This is a genomic window from Brevundimonas sp. SH203 (assembly GCF_002157625.1).
Taxonomy (GTDB): Bacteria; Pseudomonadota; Alphaproteobacteria; order Caulobacterales; family Caulobacteraceae; genus Brevundimonas.
The window spans coordinates 76,277-101,631 of record NZ_BDMM01000007.1; the positions used below are offsets into that span (position 1 = coordinate 76,277).

Annotated in this window: 24 protein-coding genes; 9 read left to right on the top strand and 15 right to left on the bottom strand. The window is 68.9% G+C overall.

Annotated elements, in window-relative coordinates:
• Positions 1-400 precede the first annotated feature (400 nt).
• Positions 401-5,266 (top strand): NAD-glutamate dehydrogenase, encoded by a 4,866-nt coding sequence (locus SH203_RS14055; protein WP_087121583.1) that lies wholly within the window; start codon positions 401-403, stop codon positions 5,264-5,266.
• 82 nt (positions 5,267-5,348) lie between these two features.
• Positions 5,349-5,816 (top strand): universal stress protein, encoded by a 468-nt coding sequence (locus tag SH203_RS14060; RefSeq protein ID WP_087121584.1) that lies wholly within the window; start codon positions 5,349-5,351, stop codon positions 5,814-5,816.
• A gap of 24 nt (positions 5,817-5,840) precedes the next feature.
• Here the strand turns inward: SH203_RS14060 and SH203_RS14065 are convergent, their stop codons facing one another.
• Together SH203_RS14065 and timA are read right to left on the bottom strand one after the other, a co-directional pair.
• Entirely contained in the window at positions 5,841-6,920 is a 1,080-nt protein-coding gene (locus SH203_RS14065; protein WP_087121585.1) for an MltA domain-containing protein, read from the bottom strand.
• 62 nt (positions 6,921-6,982) lie between these two features.
• On the bottom strand, positions 6,983-7,624 hold the full coding sequence (timA, locus tag SH203_RS14070; protein WP_087121681.1) for a TIM44-related membrane protein TimA: 642 nt from the start codon (positions 7,622-7,624) through the stop codon (positions 6,983-6,985).
• A gap of 199 nt (positions 7,625-7,823) precedes the next feature.
• Between timA and secB the strand changes: the two genes are divergently transcribed.
• Together secB and SH203_RS14080 are read left to right on the top strand one after the other, a co-directional pair.
• Positions 7,824-8,336: a protein-export chaperone SecB gene (secB, locus tag SH203_RS14075; RefSeq protein WP_087121586.1), complete on the top strand. Its 513-nt coding sequence runs from the start codon at positions 7,824-7,826 to the stop codon at positions 8,334-8,336.
• A 7-nt stretch (positions 8,337-8,343) separates the two neighbouring features.
• Positions 8,344-9,291: a DMT family transporter gene (locus SH203_RS14080; protein ID WP_087121587.1), complete on the top strand. Its 948-nt coding sequence runs from the start codon at positions 8,344-8,346 to the stop codon at positions 9,289-9,291.
• Here the strand turns inward: SH203_RS14080 and SH203_RS14085 are convergent.
• Genes SH203_RS14085 through coaBC form a run of 3 tightly spaced genes read right to left on the bottom strand, consistent with a single transcriptional unit; the run spans position 9,288 to position 11,357 of the window.
• Positions 9,288-9,638 (bottom strand): DUF3147 family protein, encoded by a 351-nt coding sequence (locus tag SH203_RS14085; protein ID WP_087121588.1) that lies wholly within the window; start codon positions 9,636-9,638, stop codon positions 9,288-9,290. The genes SH203_RS14080 and SH203_RS14085 overlap by 4 nt on opposite strands.
• A gap of 34 nt (positions 9,639-9,672) precedes the next feature.
• The gene (gene dut, locus SH203_RS14090) at positions 9,673-10,131 is read right to left on the bottom strand and encodes a dUTP diphosphatase (protein ID WP_087121589.1); all 459 of its coding nucleotides are present in this window, start codon (positions 10,129-10,131) and stop codon (positions 9,673-9,675) included.
• Entirely contained in the window at positions 10,128-11,357 is a 1,230-nt protein-coding gene (gene coaBC / locus SH203_RS14095) for a bifunctional phosphopantothenoylcysteine decarboxylase/phosphopantothenate--cysteine ligase CoaBC (protein ID WP_087121590.1), read from the bottom strand. The genes dut and coaBC overlap by 4 nt, the downstream gene beginning before the upstream one ends.
• A gap of 113 nt (positions 11,358-11,470) precedes the next feature.
• On the opposite strand from coaBC, the gene SH203_RS14100 reads away from it, so the two are divergent.
• A complete protein-coding gene (locus tag SH203_RS14100; protein WP_087121591.1) occupies positions 11,471-11,989 on the top strand; it encodes an S-type pyocin family protein in 519 nt (172 codons plus the stop codon).
• A gap of 41 nt (positions 11,990-12,030) precedes the next feature.
• On the top strand, positions 12,031-12,879 hold the full coding sequence (locus SH203_RS14105) for a haloacid dehalogenase-like hydrolase (RefSeq protein WP_087121592.1): 849 nt from the start codon (positions 12,031-12,033) through the stop codon (positions 12,877-12,879).
• On the opposite strand, the gene SH203_RS14110 is transcribed toward SH203_RS14105, so the two are convergent.
• From SH203_RS14110 to sdhC, 7 genes are read right to left on the bottom strand one after another with little or no spacing between them, the layout of a single operon-like run.
• Complete coding sequence (locus SH203_RS14110; RefSeq protein ID WP_087121593.1) at positions 12,876-13,232, bottom strand: PilZ domain-containing protein; 357 nt, start codon at positions 13,230-13,232, stop codon at positions 12,876-12,878. The two genes, SH203_RS14105 and SH203_RS14110, sit on opposite strands and share 4 nt — an antisense overlap.
• A complete protein-coding gene (locus SH203_RS14115; RefSeq protein ID WP_087121594.1) occupies positions 13,229-14,044 on the bottom strand; it encodes a kinase in 816 nt (271 codons plus the stop codon). Before SH203_RS14115 ends, SH203_RS14110 begins: the two co-directional genes overlap by 4 nt.
• Before the next feature lies 1 nt (position 14,045).
• Positions 14,046-14,366, bottom strand: coding sequence for a 2Fe-2S iron-sulfur cluster-binding protein (locus SH203_RS14120; RefSeq protein ID WP_087121595.1), 321 nt, complete (start codon positions 14,364-14,366; stop codon positions 14,046-14,048).
• A 55-nt stretch (positions 14,367-14,421) separates the two neighbouring features.
• Positions 14,422-15,216 carry a succinate dehydrogenase iron-sulfur subunit gene (locus SH203_RS14125; RefSeq protein ID WP_087121596.1) on the bottom strand — a complete coding sequence of 265 codons (795 nt, stop codon included), beginning with the start codon at positions 15,214-15,216 and terminating at the stop codon, positions 14,422-14,424.
• 1 nt (position 15,217) lies between these two features.
• Positions 15,218-17,002: a succinate dehydrogenase flavoprotein subunit gene (gene sdhA, locus SH203_RS14130; RefSeq protein ID WP_087121597.1), complete on the bottom strand. Its 1,785-nt coding sequence runs from the start codon at positions 17,000-17,002 to the stop codon at positions 15,218-15,220.
• Between the two features lie 8 nt (positions 17,003-17,010).
• Complete coding sequence (sdhD, locus tag SH203_RS14135; RefSeq protein ID WP_087121598.1) at positions 17,011-17,415, bottom strand: succinate dehydrogenase, hydrophobic membrane anchor protein; 405 nt, start codon at positions 17,413-17,415, stop codon at positions 17,011-17,013.
• Complete coding sequence (gene sdhC, locus SH203_RS14140) at positions 17,412-17,876, bottom strand: succinate dehydrogenase, cytochrome b556 subunit (RefSeq protein ID WP_200808962.1); 465 nt, start codon at positions 17,874-17,876, stop codon at positions 17,412-17,414. The genes sdhD and sdhC overlap by 4 nt, the downstream gene beginning before the upstream one ends.
• A 206-nt stretch (positions 17,877-18,082) precedes the next feature.
• On the opposite strand from sdhC, the gene SH203_RS14145 reads away from it, so the two are divergent.
• The 3 genes from SH203_RS14145 (at position 18,083) to alaS (ending at position 22,365) form a co-directional block, all read left to right on the top strand.
• Positions 18,083-18,691: a hypothetical protein gene (locus tag SH203_RS14145; protein ID WP_087121599.1), complete on the top strand. Its 609-nt coding sequence runs from the start codon at positions 18,083-18,085 to the stop codon at positions 18,689-18,691.
• A gap of 38 nt (positions 18,692-18,729) precedes the next feature.
• Positions 18,730-19,596: a pirin family protein gene (locus SH203_RS14150; protein WP_087121600.1), complete on the top strand. Its 867-nt coding sequence runs from the start codon at positions 18,730-18,732 to the stop codon at positions 19,594-19,596.
• Positions 19,597-19,707: 111 nt separating this feature from the next.
• Positions 19,708-22,365, top strand: coding sequence for an alanine--tRNA ligase (gene alaS / locus SH203_RS14155; RefSeq protein ID WP_087121601.1), 2,658 nt, complete (start codon positions 19,708-19,710; stop codon positions 22,363-22,365).
• A gap of 233 nt (positions 22,366-22,598) precedes the next feature.
• On the opposite strand, the gene SH203_RS14160 is transcribed toward alaS, so the two are convergent.
• The 3 genes from SH203_RS14160 to SH203_RS14170 all read right to left on the bottom strand — a co-directional run bounded on the left by SH203_RS14160 (position 22,599) and on the right by SH203_RS14170 (position 25,114).
• Positions 22,599-23,153 (bottom strand): DUF2939 domain-containing protein, encoded by a 555-nt coding sequence (locus SH203_RS14160; protein ID WP_087121602.1) that lies wholly within the window; start codon positions 23,151-23,153, stop codon positions 22,599-22,601.
• A 34-nt stretch (positions 23,154-23,187) separates the two neighbouring features.
• On the bottom strand, positions 23,188-23,790 hold the full coding sequence (locus SH203_RS14165) for a DUF2939 domain-containing protein (RefSeq protein WP_087121603.1): 603 nt from the start codon (positions 23,788-23,790) through the stop codon (positions 23,188-23,190).
• 103 nt (positions 23,791-23,893) lie between these two features.
• Positions 23,894-25,114: an NADP-dependent isocitrate dehydrogenase gene (locus SH203_RS14170; RefSeq protein ID WP_087121604.1), complete on the bottom strand. Its 1,221-nt coding sequence runs from the start codon at positions 25,112-25,114 to the stop codon at positions 23,894-23,896.
• Positions 25,115-25,355 lie beyond the last annotated feature (241 nt).

The window sequence follows — 25,355 nt, forward strand, 5'->3', positions numbered from 1 at the left end:
ACGCCGAAATCCGTTGTCGGCGCCGCAGCCTGTTTCGACACGTCGCGCGCCTGGACGAAAATGTCGCGAAAAATCACGCGACCGCGCCCTTGAACGGCGAAACGGCCTTCCCATCTCCCTTCTCGAAGCTGCGGGACACCCCCCTCCGTACCGCAGCCAAGCGAGATCGGCGCCCTCCCCTCCCCTCCAGGCGCCGCTCGCGCAGGCCGCCGGACTCCCCCAGTCCGGCGGCTTTCTGCTTTGTGGCGCTGCACAATAATTCCAAGCTGATCACTGATCATTACAATGATCGGTCGCCAGGGGCTTCCCGCGCGACCGGTCCTGGCCTAGTCAGCAGTTGTGGCGCCACGTCGCGCCGCGCCTCCAGCGGCCCCGCCGCGTTGTTCGAGACTGCTCGTCCATGACCGCCCCCGATCTGCGCCAACCCGTCGTCCAGCCGATCACCGAAGCCGCGCTGGAGGCGGCCTTCGCCCGGATCGTGGGAACCGGGCCGGGCGCGACGGAGAAGGTCTATCTGGCCCAGGCCTACGAGGACTACGCCGCCGACGAGACGCCGGAACTGGGCGGCGAGGATTTGGCCGCCCTGCTGGCCGCCTCCTGGACGGCCGCCAAGGCCTACGGCGCCGATGTCGCCGCCCCGGCCGTCACCGTCGGCCCGATGCACGGCGTGGACGGCGCGGCGCTGGACTACGATCTGGTCCGCATCATCCAGCCCGACGCCCCCTTCCTGGTCGACAGCGTCATGGGCGCCCTGGCCGAGGCCGCCGTTTCGGTGCGCGCCCTGTTCCACCCGGTGATCGAGATGGACGGCCGCCGTCTGTCGATCATCATGCTGGTCATCGACAGCGTGCCGCAGGAGCGTCGCGACGTTCTGGGCGAGGGCCTGGCCCAGAGCCTGGCCGACGTCCACGCCGCCGTCGCCGACCATGAGGCCATGACCGGCCTGATGCGCCAGGCGGTCCAGCGTCTGGAGGCCGATCCGCCGTCCGCCGTCGATCCGGCGGTTCTGGCCGAAAACATCGCCTTCCTGAAATGGCTGAAGAGCGATCATTTCGTCTTCCTGGGCGCGCGCGACTACGACTATCCGCGCACCGCCGGCGGCGACTACGAGGCCGAGGCTCCGCTGAGCCAGTCGGGTCAGGGCCTCGGCATCCTGTCCGATCCCGAGCGCACCGTGCTGCGCCGCGCGTCCGAGCCCGCGGTCCTGACGCATCAGATGCGCCGCCAGCTGGACCTGTCCGAGCCGGTCACGGTGGCCAAGGCCAACGCCCGCTCGCGCGTCCATCGCCGCGCCTATATGGATTACGTCGGGGTCAAGCGGTACGGGCCGGACGGCAAGGCGACGGGCGAGACCCGTTTCGTCGGCCTGTTCACGTCCGAGGCCTACGACCAGCTGGCGACCGAGGTGCCGCTGCTGCGTCGCAAGGTGGCCAACGCCCTGGCCCGCGCGGACAAGGCGCCGGGCAGCCACAACGAAAAACGCCTGAAGAACATTCTGGAGAACTACCCCCGCGACGAGCTGTTCCAGATCAGCGAGGACGAGCTTCTGTCCATCGCCCTGGGCATCCTGCACCTCTACGACCGCCCGCGCATCCGCCTGTTCTCGCGTCAGGACCCGTTCGACCGCTTCGTCTCGGTCCTGTGCTTCATCCCGCGCGAGAAGTTCGACGCGGCCGTGCGCGAGCGGATCGGCCAGATCGTCGCCCGCGCCTGGGGCGGCCGCATCTCGGCCTGGTATCCGCAACTGTCCGACGCGCCCCTGGTGCGGGTCCACTACATCATCGGCGTGACGCCGGGCGAACACCCGATCCCCGATCCCGTCCAGCTTGAGGCCGACGTCGCCGAGGCCGGGCGCGGCTGGGTCGACCGCTTCGAGGCTGGCCTGCGCCGCTCGGGCGTGGAAGAGGTTTCGGTCGGGCCGATCAGCGCCAAATGGGCGCGGGCCTTCGGCGCCGGCTATCGCGACCGCTACGACGCCGACGAGGCGGCGCTAGACCTGCAATTCATGACCCGGCTGAACGACACCGGCGCGCCGGGCGAGGGCGAGCCGGTCGCCGTGCGCGCCTTCCGCACCCCGGACGACAGCCGCCTGCAGTTCCGCTTCAAGCTCTATCGTCGCGGCTCGGCCGTGCCCCTGTCCGACGTCCTGCCGATCCTGGCCGACATGGGGCTGAAGACGCTGGAGGAATACGGCAACGCCATCCGTCCGCTGGGCGACACCGAAATCCACATCCATGAATTCCTGATGGAGGACCCGCGCGGCGAGCCGCTGGTCTTCGACGATGTGAGGGGGCCGTTCGAGGATGCCTTCGCCGCCGTCTGGACCGGCCGCAACGAAAGCGACGGCTTCAACCGGCTGGTGGTCGAACTGGGCGTCGAATGGCGCGAGGCGGCCCTGATCCGCACCCTGGCCCACTATCGCCAGCAGACGGGCCTCGATCCGTCCCAGACGGTGCAGGAAGAGGCCCTGCGCGAATATCCCGACGTGGCCCGCGCCCTGCTGTCGCTGTTCAAGGCCAAATTCGAACCGGCCGCCGGCGGATCGGCCGACGACCGCGCCGCCGCCGTCGCCGAGTTGGAGGGCAGGATCACGGCCCTGCTTCAGGACGTGAAAAGCCTGGATCACGACCGGGCGCTGCGTCGCATCGCCGCCCTGATCGGCGCGATCAAGCGCACCAACTATTTCCAGCGCGACGCCGAGGGCCAGCCCAAGCCTCACATCGCGATCAAGATCGCCTCGCGCGAGCTGGACGACCTGCCCCTGCCCAAGCCCTATCGCGAAATCTTCGTCTGGGCGCCGCACGTCGAGGGCGTCCACCTGCGCTTCGGCCCGGTCGCGCGCGGCGGCCTGCGCTGGTCCGACCGTCGCGACGACTTCCGCACCGAGGTCCTGGGTCTGGTGAAGGCCCAGCAGGTCAAGAACGCCGTCATCGTGCCGGTCGGCTCCAAGGGCGGCTTCTATCCCAAGCAGCTGCCGCGCACGACCGACCGCGAGGCGATCCAGGGCGAGGCCATCCGCGCCTATCGCACCTTCCTGTCCGGCCTGCTGGACATCACCGACAACATCGCCGCCGACGGCTCGGTCGTCCATCCGGCCGATGTGATCGCCTGGGAAGGCGACGACCCCTATCTGGTCGTGGCCGCCGACAAGGGCACGGCCACCTTTTCCGACATCGCCAACGGCGTCTCGGCCGCCTACGGCTTCTGGCTGGGCGACGCCTTCGCCTCGGGCGGCTCGGTCGGCTACGACCACAAGGCCATGGGCATCACCGCGCGCGGCGCCTGGGAGGCGGTCAAACGCCACTTCCGCGAGATGGGCAAGGACATCCAGACCGAGCCCTTCACCATGGTCGGCGTGGGCGACATGTCCGGCGACGTCTTCGGCAACGGCGCCCTGTTGTCCCAGGCAACGCGCCTGGTCGCCGCCTTCGACCACCGCGACATCTTCATCGATCCGAACCCGGATCATGTGACCGGATGGGCCGAACGCAAGCGGCTGTTCGACCTGCCGCGCTCGTCCTGGCAGGACTATGACAAGGCCCTGATCTCGGAAGGCGGCGGCGTCTTCTCCCGCTCGGCCAAGTCGATCCAGCTGACGCCCCAGATCAAGGCGGCGCTGGACATCGCCGACGATCAGATGGACCCGGTCAGCCTGATCCGCGCCATCCTGAAGGCCCCGGCCGAGCTGCTGTACCTCGGCGGCATCGGGACCTATGTGAAATCGCCCGCCGAGACCGACGCCCAAGTCGGCGACAAGGGCACCGACGCCCTGCGGATCAACGGCGACGAGCTGCGGGTCAAGGTGGTGGGCGAGGGCGCCAACCTGGGCTTCACCCAGGCGGGCCGCATCGTGTTCGGCCAGAACGGCGGCCGCATCAACACCGACGCCATCGACAACTCCGCCGGGGTCGACACCTCCGACCACGAGGTCAACATCAAGATCCTGGTCGGTTCGGCCGTGACCAACGGCGTCCTGCCGGTGGACGAGCGCACGCCGCTTCTGGCCTCCATGACCGACGAGGTGGGCCTGAAGGTGCTGGCCCACAACTACGACCAGACCCTGGCCCTGACCCTGCAGCAGGCCGAAGGGTCCGGCGCGCTCGACGCCCAGCAGCGGTTCATGCAGGCGCTGTCGGCGCGCGGAAAGCTGGACCGCAAGGTCGAGGGCCTGCCCAACGACGTCCGCGTCAAGGAGATGATGGCGGGCGACATCGCCCTGACCCGGCCCGAGCTGGCGGTCCTGACCGCCTACGCCAAGCTGGAGCTGTCCGACGACATCGTGGCCTCGAACGCGCCCGAGGACCCCTTCTTCGAACAGATTCTGGTCCGCTACTTCCCCGACGCCCTGGCCCGGTTCGAGCCGGAGATGAAGAGCCACCGGCTGCGGCGCGAGATCATCGCCACCGTCATGGCCAACGAAGTGGTCAATATGTGCGGCCCGACCTTCCCCGACCGCCTGCGCGGCTCGGCGGAATGCGACACCACCGCCCTGATCATCGCCTTCGAGGCCGCGCGCCGCGTCTTCCGTCTGGACGAGGCCTGGGACGCCGTCTCGGGTCTGGACCTGAAGATTTCGGCCAAGGCCCAGGTCGCCCTCTATCGCGAGATCGCCATGGTCCTGCGTCGCCAGACCTTCTGGATGGCCCGCCGCGCCAAGGCCGGCGTGTCGGTCCAGGGCCTGATCGACCGTTATCGCCCCATCGCCGACGCCCTTCAGGCCGAGGGTGCGCCGGTGCTGTCGCGGTTCGAACAGGGGCGGCTGGACGCGCGGGTCAAGACCTTCGCCGACCTGGGCGCGCCCGAGGATCTGGTGCGCAGCATCGCCATCATGCGTCCGCTGGTCGCCGCCTCCGACATCGGCGATCTGGCGCAGGAGACGGGCTGGCCGGTCGCGGCCATGGCGCGCCTGTATCACCAGGTCGGGGCCGCCTTCGACTTCGACCGCCTGCGCGCCGCCGCCGGCTCCATTCCGTCCGCGGATCATTTCGACCGTCTGGCCGTCCGTCGTCTGATCGAGGATCTGATGAACGAACAGGCGGCCCTGACCCGCGCCGTCGCCGGGGCCTCCGATCCGTCGGTGGGCGTCAGCGAGGATGCGGCCGAGGGCGCCGTGGACGCCTGGATCGGCTCCAAACAGGCGGCGGTGGAGGGCGTGCGCGCCTCGGTGGATGAGATCGAACAGTCCGGTTCGGGCTGGACCTTCGCCAAACTGACCATCGCCAACGCCACGATCCGCGACCTGGCCTCGGCCGCGACGCGCGTCTGATGCACGACTGAGACCGAGGCGGCTTGACGGACTGTCCGTTCAGCCGCCTCTTCTCGTCCGACATCAGGTTGAGGGGCCCGCCATGCCGAGAAAATTCCTCGTCGTCGTTGACGACAGTCCCGAGTTCGCGTCCGCCCTGCGCTTCGCCTCGCGCCGGGCCAGATCGACGGGCGGGCGCGTGGTCATGCTGCGCGTCCTGCCGTCCGACAGCGACGCCCACTGGTCGGGCGCCCGCGAGGAGATCGCCCGCCAGCAGCGCGAGGAGGCGGAAGGCCTGCTCAATCGACTCGGTGAAGAGGCGATGGCCCGATCCGGCGCCGCCCCTGTCTTTCTGATCGAGACCGGCGACGCCCAGGGCGCCATCAAGAAGGTCGTCGCCGCCGACCCGGACATCAAGATTTTGGTTTTGGCGGCGGGAACCGGCTCGCGCGGGCCTGGCCCCCTGGTGTCCGCCATCATCAAGAACGGCGCCCAGGTCGGCGGGCGCAAACTGCCCGTCACCATCGTTCCCGGCGAACTGACCGAGGACGAGATCGAGGACCTGGCCTAGGCGCTCGGCGAAAGGGGAGGGGCCTTAGCCCTTCGGAACCAGCCGCCACATCCGCAAGGGATGGCGCACGGTTCCCGCCTCGGCCCCGGCGGCGTCGCCCCGGCCCATATAGAGATCGGCCCGCACCGGCCCGCGAATGGCCGATCCGGTGTCCAGCGCCATCGCAAGTCCGCGATAGCTGGCGCTGGCCCCGCGCAGATTGCCGCCGTCCGCCTCCAGCCAGACCAGTTCGCCATAGCGCCAGTGCGCGGGATCGACCGCGATGGCCCGTCGCTCGGTCAGGGGCACGCCCGCCGCCCCGGCCGGATGGCCGTCATCGTCCGGGTCCAGACGGAAGAAGATGTAGCGCGGGTTCAGCGCCATCACGGCTTGGGCCTCATACCCCCTGTGACTGGCCAGCCAGCCCCGGATGGCGTCGCCCGATGTGCCGTTCTGCGGCAGCAGCCCCTGCTGGGCCATCGGCCGGGCGATGCCGACGAAGGGCTTGCCGTTGTCGGCGGCGTAGGCGGCGCGTCCCCGCGTTCCGTCCTCGAAGGTCAGATAGCCCGAGCCCTGGATCTGCAGGAAGAACAGGTCCTCGGCCCGCATCCAGGCCAGGGCCTGATCGGGCCGGGCGGCGGATTCGATATAGGCCCGGTCCCCCGCCGCGCGCGGATTGGCGGGCTTGGGCAGGACGGGGGCCGAAAACTCGGCGTCCGGCTGGCGGCGCGCCGGATACTCGGGCGCGAAATAGGAGGTCAGCAGGCCGGGCCGCCCATCGGCGGTGGCGGCCGGAACGGCGCTGAAACTGGCTTCGAAGAAGGCGCGGGCGTCCGACGGCGTGACCGTCATGGTCGTCGCCATGGCTTTGGCGCGGGCGCAGACGCGGCGGGCCGCGTCGTCGCGCGCCGCCCCGCACCCGTCCACATAGGCCCGGAACGCCGCCAGATGATCCTCGTCGTTCCAGCCGGGCAGGACGGCGGGGCTCAGGGCGTTGGACGGCGCGGGCGGCGGCGCAACGGGCGTCGGCGAGGGCGTATAGGCGACGGGGCCGCCGGGAAGGGCGCCGTTCGGCGGCCGCTGCGGCGTCGTGGGGCCGGACGAACAGGCCGCCAGAACCATCATCCCCGCCAGGCTCAGCGGTCCGGCGCCCAGCCTTGCGACAGCAGGCCGCCCCAGGCGGGCCATCAGGCGTTGGCCGGCTCGACGCGCGCCAGGACCCAGTTGGGATCGGCCGCGCCCAGGGTGCGTTCGAACGTCCAGTGTTCGGCGGTGCGGCGTTCCTCGACCAGCGGCTCGCCCGTCTCGGAATCGGCCGTCTCGCCCGTGGCCTTGGTCACGCGGCTGCGCAACTCGGCCAGGAAGCGCACCTTGGCCACGGCCTTGTCGCCCTCGGCCGCCGCCCCTTCCAGGTCGGCGCGCGGCGGGAACAGAAACTCCACCGACTCCGTTTCGCCGCGCGTCTCGCGCGCCGCGATGCCCGCCTCGAACGAGGCCATGACATTGGGCTTCAGCAGGGGCGCCAGCGCCGCCCGGTCGCCCGAGGCGTAGCCGCGCACGATGGTCTCATAGGCCTGACGCGCGCCGTCCAGGAACCGCGCGGGGTCGAAAGCCGGATCGCGCGCCTTCAGGGTGGCGATGGAGGCCAGGGTCGCGGGATCGATGGCGGGCGCCGGCGCCGCGGTCTCGTTCGGCGTCGGCCCGGCCACGGGGGTCTTGGCGTCTTCCTGCGGCTGACGCCCCACGCGCTTGCCCAGCACATTGTAGAGCTGGAACAGGACGATGGCCGCGATCACGGCGAAGACGACGATCTGGAACTGGACCGGCAGGTTCAAGGCGGAAAATCCTGTAACGGGGCGACGGGCGCGCCGGACGGCTGTCTGGCGTGATTAGGGTGTCATATAGGGCGAGGCAAGGCGCACCGCGCCCCCAATCGCGCGCGCGACATTGCGGCCAAGCGTCCCGGCATGGTAGTCGCGGCGCCTCATTCCGGCCTCATCGGCCTCAGATCGCTCAGAAGACCGCCTCATGACCGACGCCGCTCCTCCCGCCGAACAGCCCCAGCAAGGCGAGACCCAGCAGGGCCAGCCCGCCGGCCCCGGCTTCCGCATCCTGGCCCAGTACGTCCGCGACTTCTCGTTCGAGAATCCCCGCGCGCCGGAATCCCTGCGCATCGACGGCAAGCCCGCCATCGACCTGGGCGTCGAAATGGCCGCCCAAGGTCGCCCGGACGGCCTGTTCGAGCTGGACCTGAAGCTGTCGGTCAAGGCGACCCACGAGAACCAGCCCGTCTTCCACGTCGAACTGGTCTATGGCGGTCTGTTCCAGCTGGCCAATGTCCAGGAGCAGGACATCGAGCCGCTGCTGCTGATCGAATGCCCGCGCTATCTGTTCCCGTTCGCGCGCGAGATCATCTCGGGCGCCACGGCCGACGGCGGCTTCTATCCCCCGTTCCAGCTGGACCCCATCGACTTCGCCGCCATCTATATCGCGCGCCAGCAGCAGATCGCCCAGCAGCCGGTCGAAACCGGCCAGGCCTGAGCCGGCCATGTCCGCCCCTGCGCGACCGGGGCGCGACCATGTGACTCCCGCCGGCGAGGACATCGCCGGCGGCATCGGCCTGCGCATCGCGGCGGCGGGCTGTTTCTCCATCATGGCGGCGCTGCTGAAACTGGCGTCTCTGGACGGCGTGATCGCGCCCGAGATGCTGTTCTACCGGGCCTTCTTCGGCCTGCCGGTGGTGCTGGTCTGGGTGCTGACCCAGCCGGGCGGCCTTTCGGGCCTGACCACGCGCCGCCCCCTGGCCCATGTCGGCCGCAGCGCCCTGGGCATCGTCTCGATCCTGTGCGTGTTCCAGACCCTGACGCTGTTGCCTTTGGCCGACGCCACGACGCTCAGCTTCACCGCCCCCATCTTCGCCACCATCCTGTCCTTCCTGATCCTGAAGGAGGCCGTCGGGCCGCGTCGCTGGGCCGCCGTGGCCGTGGGCTTCGTCGGGGTGGTCATCGTCATGCGGCCGGGCGCGGATCACGCCGTGCCGGTCGTGGGGATCGCCTTCGGCCTGATGGCGGCCCTGTTGACGGCGGGCGTGACCATCACCCTGCGTCAGCTGCGCGACACCGAACATGTCGCCGCCATCGTCTTCTGGTTCTTCGTCGGCTCGTCGATCGTGGGGGCGATCCTGCTGCCCTTCGTCGGCCATTGGCGCTCGCCCCAGACCCTCGTCCTGCTGGTCGGATCGGGGATCGTCGGGGGGCTGGCCCAGCTGTTCATGACCGCCTCGCTGCAAAAGGCGCCGGTCGCCGTCGTCGCGCCCTTCGACTATCTCCAGATCGTGGGCGCGGTCGTCTTCGGCTGGTGGCTGATGTCCACGACGCCGACGCTCAGCACCTTGGCCGGGGCCGCCCTGATCGCCTCCAGCGGCCTCTACACCGCCTGGCGCGAACACGTCCGCCGCCAGGAACGCCTGATCCAGCCGACCGCGCCGCCGGTCTAGAGGCGCAGCCCGAAACGCGGGCCTATCCAGGTCATCAGTCCGTAAAGCGCGATGGTCAGGGCGCATCCTGCCGCCAAGGCCACCCAGAACGGAACCCCATGACGCAGCATCACCGGGATCACCAAAAACATCGGCAGGGACGGCAGGACATACCAGAAGGTCGCCTGGGCGTGGTCCGCCATATTCTCCACGTCGGGCCGGTCCCGCCACAGCCAGATCATGCCCAGCACGGACACCAGCGGCAGCGACGCCACCAGCGCCCCCACGCCGGGATAGCGTTTGGCCAGGGTGGACACGGCGGCGATCAACAGGCCCGAGATCGCGGCCTTCAGCACGAAATAGATCACTGTCGGTCGATCCCACGCATGGTCGGCAGAGCGCCTATCGCCCGGTCGAGCCGAACCCGCCCGCGCCGCGCGCCGTCTCGTCCAGCGCCTCGACCTCGATCCAGTCGGCGCGCTCGTGACGGGCGATCACCAGCTGGGCGATCCGCTCGCCCCGGCGGATGACGAAGGGTTCGGCGCCGATATTGGCCAGGATCACGCCGCACTCGCCGCGATAGTCGCTGTCGATGGTGCCGGGCGCATTGGGGCAGATGATCCCGTGCTTCAGCGCCAGACCCGACCGCGCCCGCACCTGGGCCTCGTAGCCCAGCGGCAGGGCGATCTTCAGACCCGTCGGCACCAGGGCGCGCTGGCCGGGCGCCAGGGTCATGGGCTGGTCCTCCGGCACGGCGGCGCGCAGGTCCATCCCCGCCGATCCGGCCGTCTCATAGGCCGGCAGGGGCAGGCCCTCCGAATGCGGCAGGCGCAGGATCTGGATGGCGGTCGGTCGGGTCATTGGGCGGCCTTGAAATGATCGGCGATGCGGGCGGCGACGGCGCGGGCGATGGCGGTCTTGGACTGGCGCGGCCAGCTTTCCGTCCCCTCCGCCGTCACCAGCAGAACGGCGTTGCCGTCCGAGCCGAAGACGTCGTCGGACACGTCGTTGCCGATGATCCAGTCGCAACCCTTCCTCGACAGCTTGGCGCGCGCATTGGCCTCCAGCTCGGTCGTCTCGGCGGCGAAACCGATCACCAGACGGGGGCGGTTCGGACCCGGCGCGGCGACGCCCGCCAGGATGTCGGGGTTTTCGATCAGGGCCAGGGTCGGCGGCCCGCCCGGCCCCTTCTTGATCTTGCCGCCCGCGATGATGTCCACGCGCCAGTCGGCGACGGCCGCCGACAGCACGGCGATGTCGGCGGGCAGGGCGTCCTGCGTCGCCGACTGCATCTCCAGCGCGCTCTCGACGTCGATGCGCGTCACGCCCGTCGGCGCGGCCAGGGCGGTCGGCCCCGACACCAGCGTCACCTCGGCGCCCAGTTCGGCCAGGGCGGCGGCGATGGCGTAGCCCTGTTTGCCGCTGGAGCGGTTGGTCAGGCCCCGCACCGGGTCGATCGACTCGAACGTCGGCCCCGCCGTCACCACCGCCTTGCGCCCCGCCAGCGGGTGTCCGGCCGCGCCGGCCAGCAGGCCCGATATGGCCTCCAGTATGGCGGCGGGCTCGGCCATCCGGCCCGGCCCGAACTCGCCGCAGGCCATCTCGCCGCTGTCCGGCCCGACGACCGCGACGCCGTGGAAGCCGGGGAAGGTTTTCAGCCGTTCGACATTGGCCTGGACCGCCGGATGCTCCCACATCCGCACGTTCATCGCCGGCGCCAGCAGCACCCGCTTGTCGGTGGCGATCAGGGCGGTGGAGGCCAGGTCGTCGGCCAGACCGTTCGCGGCCTTGGCGATCAGGCCCGCCGTCGCCGGGGCCACGACCACCAGATCGGCCCAGCGCGACAGCTCGATATGACCCATGGAGGTTTCGTCGTCGGGGTGGAACAGGCCCGACCGCACCGGATGGCCCGACAGCGCGGCCAGCGACAGGGGGGTGACGAACTCGGCCCCCGCCTCGGTCAGGATCACCCGTGTCTGTCCGCCCGCCCTGGCGATCAGCCTGACCAACTCCAGCGCCTTATAGGCCGCGATGCCGCCGCCGACGATCAGCAGGATCTTGCGATGGGTGAGGGGGCGGCTGTCCATGACCCTGATCTAGCGACCCTGCATGACGCCGTCGAGACGCACGACAAGAACATTGCGCGAACAGTGAAGTTGTGCTTTCGTCGCGTCACGCGGGTATCTTGAGGGGTTGGGGAATGAAGACGACGATAAGGGGGGCGGCCGTGCTGGCCATGGGCGGGCTGCTGCTGGCCGTGGGGGCGTGCGATCGATCCTCGGCGGTCGAGACGCGAGACCGCACGACCGAGGCCAGGCCGATGGCCCTGGCGGACACGGCCGGGCCGGTCGAGGAGACCGTTTCCGCACCCGAGGCCAAACCCGTCCTGACCGCCAACCGGCGCGAGACGGTCGACGCCAAGATCAGCCGTCTCTACGACCGCAATGGCGCCGACTTCGGCGCGCGCTCGGCCGAGGATTATCTGGCCAAGGTCACGGCCTTCACCACCAAGACGCCGCGCGACGTGGAGACGGTCAAACGCCCGAACGGCGACACCCTGATCTATCAGGCCTCCACCAACACCTTCGCCGTGGTGGCCCGCAACGGCACGCCGCGCACCATGTTCAAGCCGAGGGAGGGCGCCGCCTATTGGGCCGAGCAGAAGACGGCGGCCCCCACCTTCGGCCGGCGGCGACAATCGACGGGGGCGGCCGGCTGATATAGAGGGCGGGGTTCGACTGACGCACCGGACCCCCTCTGATGGCCGACAAAGCTCCGCTGAAGACCGCGCTGATCTATGATTTCGACGGCACCCTGGCCCGTGGAAACATGCAGGAGGTCAGTTTCATCCCCTCGGTGGGCATGGACATCGGCGCCTTCTGGGGCGAGGCCGAGCGCCTGACCAAGGACGCCGACGGCGACGGCATCCTGATGTATATGCAGCTGATGCTGCACCACGCGCGTCAGAACGGCGCGCCGGTCACGCGCGAGACCCTGCGCGACCACGGGCGCGAGGTCGCCCTGTTCGAGGGGCTGAAGGACCTCAGCTGGTTCGACCGCATCAACGCCTTCGGCGCACGGTACGGGTTGGAGATCGAACACTACATCATCTCCGCCGGTCTGGAGGAGATGATCGACGGCACGCCGATCCGCCCCGCCCTGACCCACGTCTTCGCCTCCCACTACGTCTATGACGACAAGGACGAGGCCGCCTGGCCGGCGGTGGGCGTCAACTACACCACCAAGACCCAGTATCTGTTCCGCATCAACAAGGGCGTGAAGAACCACTGGGAACACGAACGCATCAACCACTTCATCCCCGACGACGAACGCCCGGTGCCGTTCGACCGGATGATCTTCATCGGCGACGGCGACACCGACGTTCCCACCATGAAGATGATGCACACCAAGGGCGGCTTCTCCATCGCCGTCTATGATCCGCGCTCGAGCGAGAAGGATCAGAAGAAGGTCTATTCCCTGATCTCGGAGGACCGGGTGAACTTCGTCGCCGCCGCCGACTATCGCGAGGGTTCGGCGCTGGATCTGATCGTCAAGGGTCTGGTCGGCCGCATCGCCATCAACGCCGGATGCATGCCGGCCGGCCTCTAACGTCCGCCGGCCCTCAGCCAGGCATCGCGCGCCGGAACCAGACGCGCCGGGGTCACGCCGCGCAGGGACTTGGCCCCGGTCTGGCGCAATCCCGCCTCCTGTCCGCGCTGCCACACCACCTCGGCCGGATAGGCCACGGCTTGGGCGACATCGACCACGACCACCTCGCGCGGCAGGGCCGATCCGCGATCCATCCGCACCCGCACCCCGCCGTCCGACAGGTCCACGATCAGGCAGGCGACCTCGATGTCCATGCCGCACACCACCCCGCGCGCATTGACGGCGCGGCGTGGCGAGGCGCGACGGTCTTCGCCGGGCGGCTTCATCGCCGTCCTGGGTTTGAACAGGCTCATGGGTGTTCAACGTCCGAAACGGCCGCGACGATCCCGCGATGCGCGTTCAGCCTCACCGTGAAGTCGGGCGCGATCCCGCCGTCCAGCATATGTCGGGTCAGCCGCTCATAGTGCTGGACGAACCGCCCAAGCTGGTCGCGGCGCGCGCCCGACACCGGCTGGCCCGTCAGTTCCGCCTCCTGCTCGCAGCGCCAGTCAAGCACCACGTCGAAACCCGGCGCCTTCAGAAAGATCAGGGCGTCCAGCCGCCCCGTGACCCCGCCATAGTCCCGCGCCAGGGCCGCATTCACCGCCCGTCGCCACACGCCGTCGGGGTCTGTCTCCCGCTCCAGCCCATTGACGGGTTTCGCCAGCGCCGCCGGCGCCTGCGGCATGGCGCCCAGGCACCAGCCCTCCAGAACCACGGCGCGGGGCCGCCCCGTCACAACGGGCCAGACCGCCTCGGCCACCCGGTCGTCGGCCATCTTGTCGAACCGGGGCAGGGGCGTCCGGTCGTCCGGCCCGCCCGTCGTCAACCGATTCAGCACCGCGTGTAGAAGCGCCAGGTCATGCGTGCCCGGCGGGCCGCGCGTGGCGAACAGGGGATGGACCGCGCGCGCCATCTCCGCCCGTTCCGCCTTGGTCAGATAGACGTCGTCCAGCGACAGGGTCGCGGCTCCGAACCGTTCGGCCAGCCCGCGCGCCAGGGTCGATTTGCCCGACCCCTGACAGCCGGCCAAGCCGATGATCGGCACGGCGCCCTTTACGCCGCCCCGCATGATCCGATGGTCGATCCAGCCGCCGATCGTCTCGACCAGGGCGGCGGCGCTCATTTCAGTGCTGGTTTTCCGGCAGACGCACGATCAGGCCGTCCAGGGCGTCCGACACCCGGATCTGGCACGACAGCCGGCTGTTCGGCTCGACCTCTTCGGCGAAGTCCAGCATGGATTCCTCCATGGCGCTGGGCTTGCCCGTCGCCTCGCGCCAGGCCTCGTCGACATAGACGTGGCAGGTGGCGCAGGCGCAGGCCCCGCCGCAGTCGGCGTCGATGCCGGGCACATTGTTGCGGATCGCGCCTTCCATGACGCTGAGGCCGTTTTTGACCTCGACCGCGTGTTCGGTCCCGTCGTGTTCGATGTAGGTGATCTTGGCCATGGCCCGCTCTTACCCGAGGGCGCGCCGGAGGCAAGGGCCTCCGGCGTCCGATCCGTCAGGCCGCCTTCTTGCGGCTGGGGGCGACCATCAGCTTCTTGGTCTCGGCGATGGCCTTGGCCGGGTTCAGACCCTTGGGGCAGACCTGGGCGCAGTTCATGATCGTATGGCAGCGATACAGTTTGAACGGGTCTTCCAGGTCGTCGAGACGCTTCTGGGTCGCGTCGTCGCGGCTGTCGGCGATCCAGCGATAGGATTGCAGCAGCGCCGCCGGGCCGAGATACTCTTCCTGGTTCCACCAGTAGCTGGGGCACGAGGTCGAGCAGCAGGCGCAGAGGATGCACTCGTACAGGCCGTCCAGCTTCTCGCGCTCGGCCGGGGTCTGCAGACGTTCCTTCTCGGGGTCCGGCTCGTCCGACTGCAGATAGGGCTGGATCGAGTCGTACTGGGCGTAGAACAGGCTCAGGTCCGTCACCAGATCCTTGACCACCGGCTGGTGGGGCAGGGGGGCGATGGTGATGTTATGCGAGCTGCACTCGTCCCAGCCCTTGGTGCAGGCCAAGGCGTTGCGCCCGTCGATGTTCATCGAGCAGGAGCCGCAGATGCCTTCGCGGCAGGACCGCCGGAACGACAGGGTCGGGTCGATGGTGTTCTTGATGTGGATCAGGGCGTCCAGCAGCATCGGGCCGTGGTCGCCGGTCGGCACCTCATAGACGTCCCAGCGCGGGTCCGCATCGACCTCGGGGTCGTAGCGATAGACCTTGTAGGTCTTGACGTCCTTGGCGCCCGGGGCGGCCTTGTGGACCTTGCCGGTCGTGGGCTTGGAGCCTCTGGGGAGAGTGAGCTGGACCATCTTAGTAAACCCGCGCCTTCGGCTCGATATAGGCGATGTCGTCCGACATGGTGTAGTTGTGGACCGGACGATAGTCGATCTGGACGCCTTCGCCCGGACGCTTCCAGGCCAGGGTGTGCTTCATCCAGTTCACGTCGTCGCGGTCGGGATAGTCCTCGCGGGCGTGGGCGCCGCGCGATTCCGTCCGGTTCAGACCGCCCTCGATCGTCACCATCGCCTGGGCGATCAGGTTGTCGTACTCCAGCGTCTCCATCAGATCCGTGTTCCAGATCAGGCCGCGGTCGGTGGTCTTGATGTCCGCGCCGGCTGCCTCGATGGCGCGCAGCTTGTCCACGCCCTGCTGCAGGGTCTCGCCGGTGCGGAACACCGCCGCATCGGCCTGCATGGCGCGCTGCATCGACAGGCGCAGCTCGGCGGTCGGGGTCGAACCGTCGGCGTAGCGGAAGCGGTCCAGGCGGGCCATGTGGGCGTCGGTCTGGGCCTTGGAGGCCGACGGCACGGCGGAGGCCTTGTCCACCACTTCGCCGCAGCGCAGGCCGACGGCGCGGCCGAACACCACCAGGTCGGTCAGGGAGTTGGAGCCCAGGCGGTTGGCGCCGTGCACCGAGACGCAGGCCGCTTCGCCCACGGCCATCAGGCCCGGAACCACGCTGTCGGGGTTGCCGTCACGCAGCGTCAGGACTTCGCCGTGATAGTTCGTCGGGATGCCGCCCATATTGTAGTGGACGGTCGGCAGGACCGGGATCGGCTCCTTGGTCACGTCCACGCCGGCGAAGATCTTGGCGCTTTCGGAAATGCCCGGCAGGCGCTGGTGCAGAATCTTCGGGTCCAGATGGTCCAGGTGCAGGAAGATGTGGTCCTTGTTCGGACCCACGCCGCGGCCTTCACGGATTTCGATGGTCATGGAGCGGCTGACCATGTCGCGCGGCGCCAGATCCTTCACGGTCGGCGCATAGCGCTCCATGAAGCGCTCGCCTTCCAAGTTGGTCAGATAACCGCCCTCGCCGCGCGCGCCCTCGGTGATCAGGCAGCCTGCGCCATAGATGCCGGTCGGGTGGAACTGGACGAACTCCATGTCCTGCAGCGGCAGGCCGGCGCGCAGCACCATGGCGTTGCCGTCGCCGGTGCAGGTGTGGGCCGAGGTGGCGCTGAAATAGGCGCGGCCGTATCCGCCGGTCGCCAGCACCACCATCTTGGCGCGGAACTGGTGAAGCTGGCCGTTGTCGAGTTGCAGCGCGGTGACGCCGGTGCAGGCGCCGTCCTGCATGATCAGGTCCAGCGCGAAATATTCGATGAAGAACTTCACCTCGCGACGGACCGACTGGCCGTACAGGGTGTGCAGGATGGCGTGGCCGGTGCGGTCGGCGGCGGCGCAGGTGCGCTGCACCGGGCCTTCGCCGAAGTTGCGGGTCATGCCGCCGAAGGCGCGCTGATAGATCTTGCCTTCGTCGGTGCGCGAGAAGGGCACGCCCCAGTGTTCCAGCTCATAGACCGCCTTGGGGGCGTTCCTGACCAGATATTCGATAGAATCCTGGTCGCCCAGCCAGTCCGACCCCTTGACGGTGTCGTACATATGCCATTGCCAGCTGTCCTCGCCCATATTGCCGAGGCTGGCGGAGATGCCGCCCTGCGCCGCCACGGTGTGGCTCCGTGTGGGGAACACCTTGGTCACGCAGGCGACCTTCAGCCCCTGCTGCGCGGCGCCCAGCGCGGCGCGCAGGCCCGAGCCTCCGGCGCCGACGACGACGACGTCGTATTCGTGATCGATCAGTTCGTAAGCAGCCATCGGTCTATTCAGGCTCCGAAGCCGGCGGGCAGCGGCGCCGAGCCCAGCGCCAGCCGCACGATGAAGAAGACGCTGGCGGCGGCCAGCACGACGAAGACGATGTTCATGAGGACGACCAGCAGGCCGCGCGTCCCCGCGTTCGGCACATAGTCCTCCAGCACGACCTTCCAGGCCAGGCTGAGGTAGCCGAAGAAGACCACCGCCGTAATCGCCATCAGGCCCGCGTTCAGCGGATTGGCGAACCAGGCCATGACGGCGTCGTAACCGGCGCCCGCCAGAGTAAAGCCGGTCGAGGCGACCCACAGGCCCAGCGGCAGCAGCGCCACCAGCAGAACCCGCTCTGTCAGCCATTCGCCGGCGCCGTGGCGCTCGGAAACCTTGACGTTGTTCCTGAACTTCGTGACGCCGCTCACAGCGAAACCCTCCCCGCAGCGAACAGGACGATCCAGAACAGCACGGCCAGCGGGACCGGCGCCCAGACGGCGATGTTGGACAACAGATTGGCCGACTTCAGCGTCAGCCCGTTTCCGGTGTCGTTATAGGTGTGACGCGCGCCGTTCAGGATGAAGGAGAACAGCACCGCCGTCAGGCCGAAGCCGACCAGCAGACCCAGCGGCGATCCCGCCAGCATCAGGAAGCAGTCGTAATGCTCGGGTCCGAACGCCAGGGCGCCCAGCCAGCCCACGACGAACAGCACGCCGACGGTCGCGGCGATGATGGTGGCGCGGAACAGGATGGAGGCGGCCATGGTCACGTGCCAGCGCCAGACGCTCATATGGGGCGACAGGGGCGTGACGTGACCGTTCGGTTGGGTGACGAAACGACCCGTTCGGTCGTTTGCGGCGCCACCCGGCGTCGGGCTGGGCTGGGTCATGCGAATGGTTCTCAAAAGCGAATGAATTCAATCGCCGTGTGCGGTTGCGAAGGCTTTTGTGACCCCGTGGGGCCGGTGTCAACGCACGGCGGGCCAGAAGCGGCGATTGTTACGCGCCCAAGCCTTGCCGTTCGGCCGAATCACGTTTTCGCGCAATGACCTGCCCGCTCTAGGCGAGCGGTCGCGCGATTTGGCAGGATGGGCCGATGTTGCTGTCCGTCCTTCTCGCTGCGACGTCTATCTCGTCGGCCCCGCAAACGGCGTCGCCCGAAGCGACCGCCCTTCTGGACGCCACGCCGGAGACCTATCAGGCCCCGGTGGTCCGTCCGTTCGAACCCCCGTCCGACTTCGGCCGGGAAGAGGCCCAGGGCGACGCGAGCGCCGATCGGCTTCGCAGACCCCTGACCCAGCCGGTCGCGGTCGAGGCCTATGTCGGCAGCTATGAGTTCAGCCCCGGCGACGGCGAGATCGCCTACGACCAGGGCGTGACCCAGGCCGAGATCGACGCGGATCGCCGCGCAGGTCCGCTGGACGGGCGCTGGCGCGTCGCCGCCCCGGACGGCCAGCCGCTTTTGTCCCTGTCCCTGACCGACCGGGGCGAGGGGCGGCGGATCGAGGGCGCCTGGCGTCGTCTGGATGCGCGGGCCGCCTCGACGCCCGGCGGAGCGGCGGGCCCGGCCGGTTTCGACGGCGCCGCAGCCGTCGTGCCCCTGGCGGGCGGCGAACTGCATCTGCGCGCCGCCGCCCACGGCTGGAGCGGCGAACTGGTCCAGAACGGCCGCGCCCGGCCCGTCACCGTCGCCCGGCCCGGCTGAGTCTGGCCACCCTCCATCCGCCACCCTATATGTGACGAATGAGCCAGATCGCCCCGCGCCCCGTCCTTCGTCTGCATGCCGCCGTTCGCGACGACATCGGCGACCTGATCACGCGCCGCCCGGTGCCCGGTCCCGGCCTGGACCAGGTCGATCCCTTCCTGTTTTTGAACCACCACGGGCCCCAGACCTATGCGCCCGGCAATGCGGGCCTGCCGTTCGGCCCCCACCCGCACCGGGGGTTCGAGACCGTGACCTTCATCCTGGACGGCGAACTGGCGCACAACGATTCCGGCGGCGGCGAGAGCATCATCGCGGCGGGCGGCGTCCAGTGGATGACTGCCGGCTCGGGCCTGATCCACGCCGAACTGTCGCCCGCCGCCTTCAAGCGTGACGGCGGGCCGATGGAAATCCTGCAGCTGTGGGTCAACCTGCCGTCCCGGCTGAAGATGACGAAGCCGGACTACATCGGCCTGCAGAAGGCCGACATTCCGACCTTCGTCACCGAGGGCGGCGTCACGGTCGAGCCGGTCTCCGGCGAATGGCTGGGCGTGACCGCGCCGATCCAGTCCCTGATCGACATCCATCTGGCCGTCGTCCGCCTGCCCGCCGGCGCGACCTTCCAGACGCCCGTGGCGACCGGTCGCAACGTCTTCCTCTATGTTGTGAAGGGCGATGTCTCCGTCGCCGGAACCGCCGTACCGCACTGGAATCTGGCCGCCCTGGGCGACGGTGACGCGGTTCAGATCACGGCCGCCACGGACGCCGTCGTCCTGCTGGGCCACGCCGAGCCCCTCGGCGAGCTGGTCTTCAGCCACGGCCCCTTCGTCATGAACACCCGCGAAGAGATCATCCAGGCCATCCAGGACTATCAGTCCGGCAAGTTCGGCCCGCCGCCGAGGGTGTGAAGAGACATCGTGGTTCTCTGGCCCGCCCCCGCCGCGCGGGGATGATGCGTTCCCCGACAAAACCCTATATGACGCCGGTTCCTTTGCGACCGCCGAGCCGAAGACCTGCCCATGCCCAGCCTGAACGAGATCCGCGCCACCTATCTGAACTATTTCGCGGCCGACGGTCACGAGAAGGTGCATTCGGCTCCGCTGGTGCCGCAGAACGACCCGTCCCTGCTCTTCGTCAACGCGGGCATGGTGCCGTTCAAGGACTATTTCACCGGCGCCGCCAAGCCGCCCTATCCGCGCGCGACCAGCTCCCAGAAATGCGTGCGCGCAGGGGGCAAGCACAACGATCTGGACAACGTCGGCTACACCGCCCGCCACCTGACCTTCTTCGAGATGCTGGGGAACTTCTCCTTCGGCGACTATTTCAAGGAACACGCCATTGAGAAGGCGTGGAACCTGGTCACGCAGGACTTCGGCCTGGACGCCGAACGCCTGTTGGTCACGGTCTATATCGACGACGACGAGGCCGCCGCGATCTGGAAGAAGGTCACGGGCTTCGGCGACGACAAGATCATCCGCATCGCCGGCTCGGACAACTTCTGGGCCATGGGCGACAGCGGCCCCTGCGGCCCCTGCACCGAAATCTTCTGGGACCATGGCGACAAGATCGCCGGCGGCCCCCCCGGTTCGCCCGACGAGGACGGCGACCGCTACGTCGAGATCTGGAACAACGTCTTCATGCAGTTCGAGAAGGAGAACGACCAGATCGTTCGCAACCTTCCCAAGCCCAGCGTGGACACCGGCATGGGCCTGGAGCGGATGACCACCGTCCTCCAGGGCGTGCATTCGGTGTTCGAGACGGACCTGTTCAAGACCCTGATCGCCGCCTCCGAAGACGCCACCTCGACCAGGTCCGAGGGCGAGCGCGCCGCCAGCCACCGGGTCATCGCCGACCACCTGCGTTCGTCGTCCTTCCTGATCGCCGACGGCGTCACCCCGTCGAACGAGGGCCGGGGCTACGTCCTGCGCCGGATCATGCGCCGCGCCATGCGCCACGCTCACCTGCTCGGCGCCGCCGACCCGCTGATGCACCGTCTGGTGCCGACGCTGGTGGCGGAAATGGGCGACGCCTATCCCGAACTGGCTCGCGCCCAGCCCTTCATCGAGGACACGCTGAAGCAGGAGGAGATCCGCTTCCGCACCACGCTGGGTCGGGGCATGACCCTGTTCGACACGGCGGTTCAGGGCTTCAAGCCCGGCGACATGCTGGACGGCCAGACCGCCTTCACCCTGTCCGACACCTATGGCTTCCCGCTGGACCTGACGCAGGACGAGGCCCGCCGTCGCGGCTTCTCGGTCAATGTCGACGGCTTCGAGGCCGCCATGGCCGAACAGCGCCAGCGGTCGCGCGAGAACTGGAAGGGCTCGGGCCAGTCGGCCAACGCCGGCGAATGGCTGGCCGTGCGCGACCGTATGGGACCGACCGTCTTCACCGGCTATGACGCGGTCGAAGGCTCGGGCGAGGTTCTGGCCCTGATGAACGGCGGGGCCCCCGTCGAGGCGGCCGAGGCCGGCGACATCGTCGAGGTTCTGTTCGACACGACCCCCTTCTACGCCGAGAGCGGCGGCCAGACCGGCGACCAGGGTGTGCTTGAGTGGCCGGGCGGCGAGGCCGAGGTGCTGGACGTCAAGAAACACGCCGGCGACCTGCACGTCCTGTCGGTCCAGATCACGGCCGGCAAGCTGGAGATGGGCGCCCGCGTCGCCCAGTCGGTCGATGCCGACAAGCGCACCACGACCCGCGCCAACCACTCCGCCGCCCACCTGCTGCACACCGCCTTGAAGAATGTGCTGGGCCCGCAGGTCGCCCAGAAGGGCCAGTTGGTGGACGCCGAGCGCGCCCGCTTCGACTTCAGCCATTCGGCCCCCGTCACCGAGGACGAGCTGGCCGCCATCGAGGCCGAGGTCAACGCCGTGATCCGCCAGAACGTCCCGGCGGAGACGAAGCTGATGGCCCCCGCTGACGCCATCGAAGCCGGCGCCATCGCCCTGTTCGGCGAGAAATACGGCGACGAGGTCCGCGTCCTGACGCTGGGCCGTTCGCTGGTCCCAGAAGCGGCTCTTGGCAACGCCCCCTATTCGGTCGAACTGTGCGGCGGCACCCACGTCGCCCGCACCGGCGACATCGGCCTGTTCAAGGTGGTCCAGGAAACCGGCGTCGCCGCCGGCGTCCGCCGCATCGAGGCCCTGACCGGCGAGGCCGCTCGCCTCTATCTGGAAGGTCAGGCCAGGGTCGCCCGCAACCTGGCCCGCGACTTCAAGATCCAGCCGCTGGACGTCCCGGCCCGCGTCGAGACCCTGCAAGGGTCGGTCAGGACGCTGGAGAAACAGGTCGCCGAGCTGAAGAAGCAGCTGGCCCTGGGCGGCGGCTCGGGCGCGTCCTCCGCGCCCGAGGAGATCAATGGCGTCAAGCTGATCGCCCGCGTTCTGGACGGGGTGGACGGCAAGGGTCTGCGCGGCGTGGCTGAGGACTTCCGTAAACAGGTCGGCACGGGCGTCGTCGCCCTGATCGGCGTGACGGACGGCAAGGCCGCCGTCACCGTCGCCGTGACCTCGGACCTGACCGGCCGCGTCAACGCCGCCGACCTGGCCCGCGCCGCCGTTCTGGCGATGGGCGGTCAGGGCGCGGGCGGCAAGCCCGACTTCGCCCAGGGCGGCGCCCCCGACGGCGCCAGGGCCGAGGACGGTCTGGCGGCCGTGCGCACGGTCCTGGCCTGAAACGATGACGCCCTTCTCTTCGGCGGGAGAGGGGCGCCCATCCTATCGGCGACGACGAAACCCTTTCGATTCAGCGGTTTGGAGGCCGGTAGCGACCATCTGCCTATCGCCGCGCCGACTGCGCCTATAATGGCCGGTCGGAAAGGGAGGGCGTCGCGGTTGCTCGTCGGATCGAAATTGCACCGTGTTGCACTTTGCACCTTTTTCGGGGTGCAGTGCAATTTCGCCGCCGCTCACATCATCGGATCGGGCGTCAGGTCCACCCCGGCCAGTTTCCAGCTGAACGGCCCGCGCCGCTCCAGGATCAGCACCAGCTCGTCGTCGGGCCGGTCGTCGCGCGTCAGGGTCACGGCGAAGCGGTTCAGCCCGCGATAGGCCCAGGACTGGCGCACCTTGTCCTTGGGCGCGGCGGGGGTGTCGTCGGCGGGCACCGGCCGTTCCGGCTCCGGCGTCTCGGCCGACCGGACCAGGGCGGCGACCCCCTGCGGCGTGACGAAGTTGTCGACCGCCCCCTGCACCAGCGACGGCGCCAACAGCATTCCCAGCGCCGCCAGTCCCCGGTCGCCCTTGGCCCGTTCGCGGATTTCCAGCCGCGCGCGGGCGTTCAGCTCGCTTTTCAGACTGGCGCGGAAGGCGGGAAAATCGACCTGCCGCTCCAGCGCCGCCGCATCCCCGGCGCGCGCCGCCCGAACGATGGCCTGCGCCGCCATGAAGGGCGAGACGAACAGGGCGACGGCCAGGGCGACGATCCCGGCGATGACGAGGCCGACGACGATCTTGCGGGTCATGATCCCTCCTTGGGCAAACGGATGGCGGGGCGGTTCATGGTCGGTCCTGCGGCGCGACCAGCGGCGCCGTCCCCTCGGGCAGGCCGATATGCACCAGCTTCCACTCGAAAGGTCCGCGCCGCTCGAAGGTGAACAGGGTGCGCGATCCGCCCTGGTCGGCGACCGCCATCCGCACCCGGTTGACGCTCCAATAGGCCGGGCGCGGCCAGGGCTTCTCGACCCGGGTTCCGGGCGTCGCGGCGGCCTGGGTCCGCTGGTTGGCGTAGCGACCCTCGCCCCGCAACAGGGCCGAAAGGGCCGCCGGCGTCAGATAGGCGTTCACGTCCGGCTGCGGCTGCAGCGGATTCTGCTGTTCCCACTGTCGCCGGAAGGCGCCGATGGGGTCTTCGAGGAAGGACGGCGCGGGCGCCAGGGCCTCGGGCCGGCCGACCAGCTGCGGCCGCAACGCCTGCCGCACGGCGCCGAAGTCGATCAGCCGCGACAGCCCCGCCACGTCGCTGGCCTCGGCCGCCGACCGAATGGCGAAGAAGGCCACCGCCGGCGCGGCGAAGAAGGCCAGCACCACAGCGACGACCGCCGCCAGCACCAGATTTCCGAACAGCCGCTTCACGAACGCATCCTCATTATCGCCGATCATGCACGCCCTGGCCCTTCGCACAACGAAAAGCCCCGCCGGATCGCTCCGGCGGGGCCTTCATTCTTGTAATCCTCCCCGGCGAAGCGGGGGAGAATCTGGCGGCTCAGCCGACGTCCGGCAGGGCGGCGCGCAGGTTTTCGGCGACCTTGTCCAGGAAGCCTTCGGTAGTCAGCCAGCCCTGTTGGTCGCCGACCAGCAGCGCCAGGTCCTTGGTCATCGAGCCGCTTTCGACGGTGTCCACGACCACCTTCTCCAGGGTGTCCGCGAACTGGTCCAGGGCGGTGTTGCCGTCCAGCTTGGCGCGGTGCTTGAAGCCGCGCGTCCAGGCGAAGATCGAGGCGATGGAGTTGGTCGAGGTGGCCTCGCCCTTCTGGTGCTGGCGATAGTGACGGGTCACGGTGCCGTGGGCGGCTTCCGTTTCCAGCACCTTGCCGTCCGGCGTCATCAGCACCGAGGTCATCAGGCCCAGCGAGCCGAACCCTTGCGCCACCACGTCTGACTGCACGTCGCCGTCGTAGTTCTTGCACGCCCAGACGAAGCCGCCCGACCACTTCATCGCCGCCGCGACCATGTCGTCGATCAGACGGTGTTCATAGGTCAGGCCGCGCGCCTTGAACTCGGCGGCGTAATGTTCGTCGAACACTTCCTGGAACAGATCCTTGAAGCGGCCGTCATAGGCTTTCAGGATGGTGTTCTTGGTCGACAGATAGACCGGATAGTTGCGCTGCAGCCCATAGGCGAAGCTGGCGTGGGCGAACTCGCGGATCGAGGCGTCCTGGTTGTACATGGCCATGGCCACGCCGGCGCCCGGCGCCTTGTAAACCTCGTGTTCGATCGTTTCGCCGTCCTCGCCGACGAACTTGATCGTCAGGGTGCCGGGGCCGGGCATCAGGAAGTCGGTGGCCTTGTACTGGTCGCCGAAGGCGTGGCGGCCCACGACGATGGGCTGGGTCCAGCCCGGCACCAGACGCGGCACGTTCGAGCAGATGATCGGCTCGCGGAAGACCACGCCGCCCAGGATGTTGCGGATGGTGCCGTTCGGCGACTTCCACATCTTCTTCAGGCCGAACTCCTTCACCCGGGCCTCGTCCGGGGTGATGGTGGCGCATTTGACGCCGACGCCGTGCTTCTGGATCGCGTGGGCGGCGTCGATCGTCACCTGGTCGTCGGTGGCGTCGCGATGCTCCATGCCCAGGTCGTAGTAGTCCAGCTTCAGATCCAGGAACGGGAAGACCAGCTTGTCCTTGATCATCTGCCAGATGATGCGGGTCATTTCGTCGCCGTCGATGTCGACGATGGGGTTTTCGACCTTGATCTTGGCCATGCGCGTGTCCGCCTATGAGCTTTGGGGAAGGAATATCGTGGCGGCGGTATAGCGGGGCCGCGCGTTCACGCAAACCCCGGCCCGCCGTTAACCCTGCCCGGAAAAAGCCGTCCGCCGTCAAGCTGAACCCGATGCGCCCCTTCGGATTCCGTCAGACCTCGAAACGACGACGGACGACCGAATGACGGATGAGGAACGCGATCTGGTCCGCCAATGGATCGCCGTCTTCCGCGAGCCGCCG

Excerpts from the sequence above, each read along its gene's own strand:
- SH203_RS14055 (WP_087121583.1), top strand. The coding sequence starts at position 401 with ATGACCGCCCCCGATCTGCGCCAACCCGTCGTCCAGCCGATCACCGAA.
- SH203_RS14060 (WP_087121584.1), top strand. The coding sequence starts at position 5,349 with ATGCCGAGAAAATTCCTCGTCGTCGTTGACGACAGTCCCGAGTTCGCG.
- SH203_RS14065 (WP_087121585.1), bottom strand. The coding sequence starts at position 6,920 with ATGATGGTTCTGGCGGCCTGTTCGTCCGGCCCCACGACGCCGCAGCGG.
- secB (WP_087121586.1), top strand. The coding sequence starts at position 7,824 with ATGACCGACGCCGCTCCTCCCGCCGAACAGCCCCAGCAAGGCGAGACC.
- SH203_RS14080 (WP_087121587.1), top strand. The coding sequence starts at position 8,344 with ATGTCCGCCCCTGCGCGACCGGGGCGCGACCATGTGACTCCCGCCGGC.
- dut (WP_087121589.1), bottom strand. The coding sequence starts at position 10,131 with ATGACCCGACCGACCGCCATCCAGATCCTGCGCCTGCCGCATTCGGAG.
- coaBC (WP_087121590.1), bottom strand. The coding sequence starts at position 11,357 with ATGGACAGCCGCCCCCTCACCCATCGCAAGATCCTGCTGATCGTCGGC.
- SH203_RS14100 (WP_087121591.1), top strand. The coding sequence starts at position 11,471 with ATGAAGACGACGATAAGGGGGGCGGCCGTGCTGGCCATGGGCGGGCTG.
- SH203_RS14105 (WP_087121592.1), top strand. The coding sequence starts at position 12,031 with ATGGCCGACAAAGCTCCGCTGAAGACCGCGCTGATCTATGATTTCGAC.
- SH203_RS14110 (WP_087121593.1), bottom strand. The coding sequence starts at position 13,232 with ATGAGCCTGTTCAAACCCAGGACGGCGATGAAGCCGCCCGGCGAAGAC.
- SH203_RS14115 (WP_087121594.1), bottom strand. The coding sequence starts at position 14,044 with ATGAGCGCCGCCGCCCTGGTCGAGACGATCGGCGGCTGGATCGACCAT.
- SH203_RS14120 (WP_087121595.1), bottom strand. The coding sequence starts at position 14,366 with ATGGCCAAGATCACCTACATCGAACACGACGGGACCGAACACGCGGTC.
- SH203_RS14125 (WP_087121596.1), bottom strand. The coding sequence starts at position 15,216 with ATGGTCCAGCTCACTCTCCCCAGAGGCTCCAAGCCCACGACCGGCAAG.
- sdhA (WP_087121597.1), bottom strand. The coding sequence starts at position 17,002 with ATGGCTGCTTACGAACTGATCGATCACGAATACGACGTCGTCGTCGTC.
- sdhC (WP_200808962.1), bottom strand. The coding sequence starts at position 17,876 with ATGACCCAGCCCAGCCCGACGCCGGGTGGCGCCGCAAACGACCGAACG.
- SH203_RS14145 (WP_087121599.1), top strand. The coding sequence starts at position 18,083 with ATGTTGCTGTCCGTCCTTCTCGCTGCGACGTCTATCTCGTCGGCCCCG.
- SH203_RS14150 (WP_087121600.1), top strand. The coding sequence starts at position 18,730 with ATGAGCCAGATCGCCCCGCGCCCCGTCCTTCGTCTGCATGCCGCCGTT.
- alaS (WP_087121601.1), top strand. The coding sequence starts at position 19,708 with ATGCCCAGCCTGAACGAGATCCGCGCCACCTATCTGAACTATTTCGCG.
- SH203_RS14160 (WP_087121602.1), bottom strand. The coding sequence starts at position 23,153 with ATGACCCGCAAGATCGTCGTCGGCCTCGTCATCGCCGGGATCGTCGCC.
- SH203_RS14165 (WP_087121603.1), bottom strand. The coding sequence starts at position 23,790 with ATGATCGGCGATAATGAGGATGCGTTCGTGAAGCGGCTGTTCGGAAAT.
- SH203_RS14170 (WP_087121604.1), bottom strand. The coding sequence starts at position 25,114 with ATGGCCAAGATCAAGGTCGAAAACCCCATCGTCGACATCGACGGCGAC.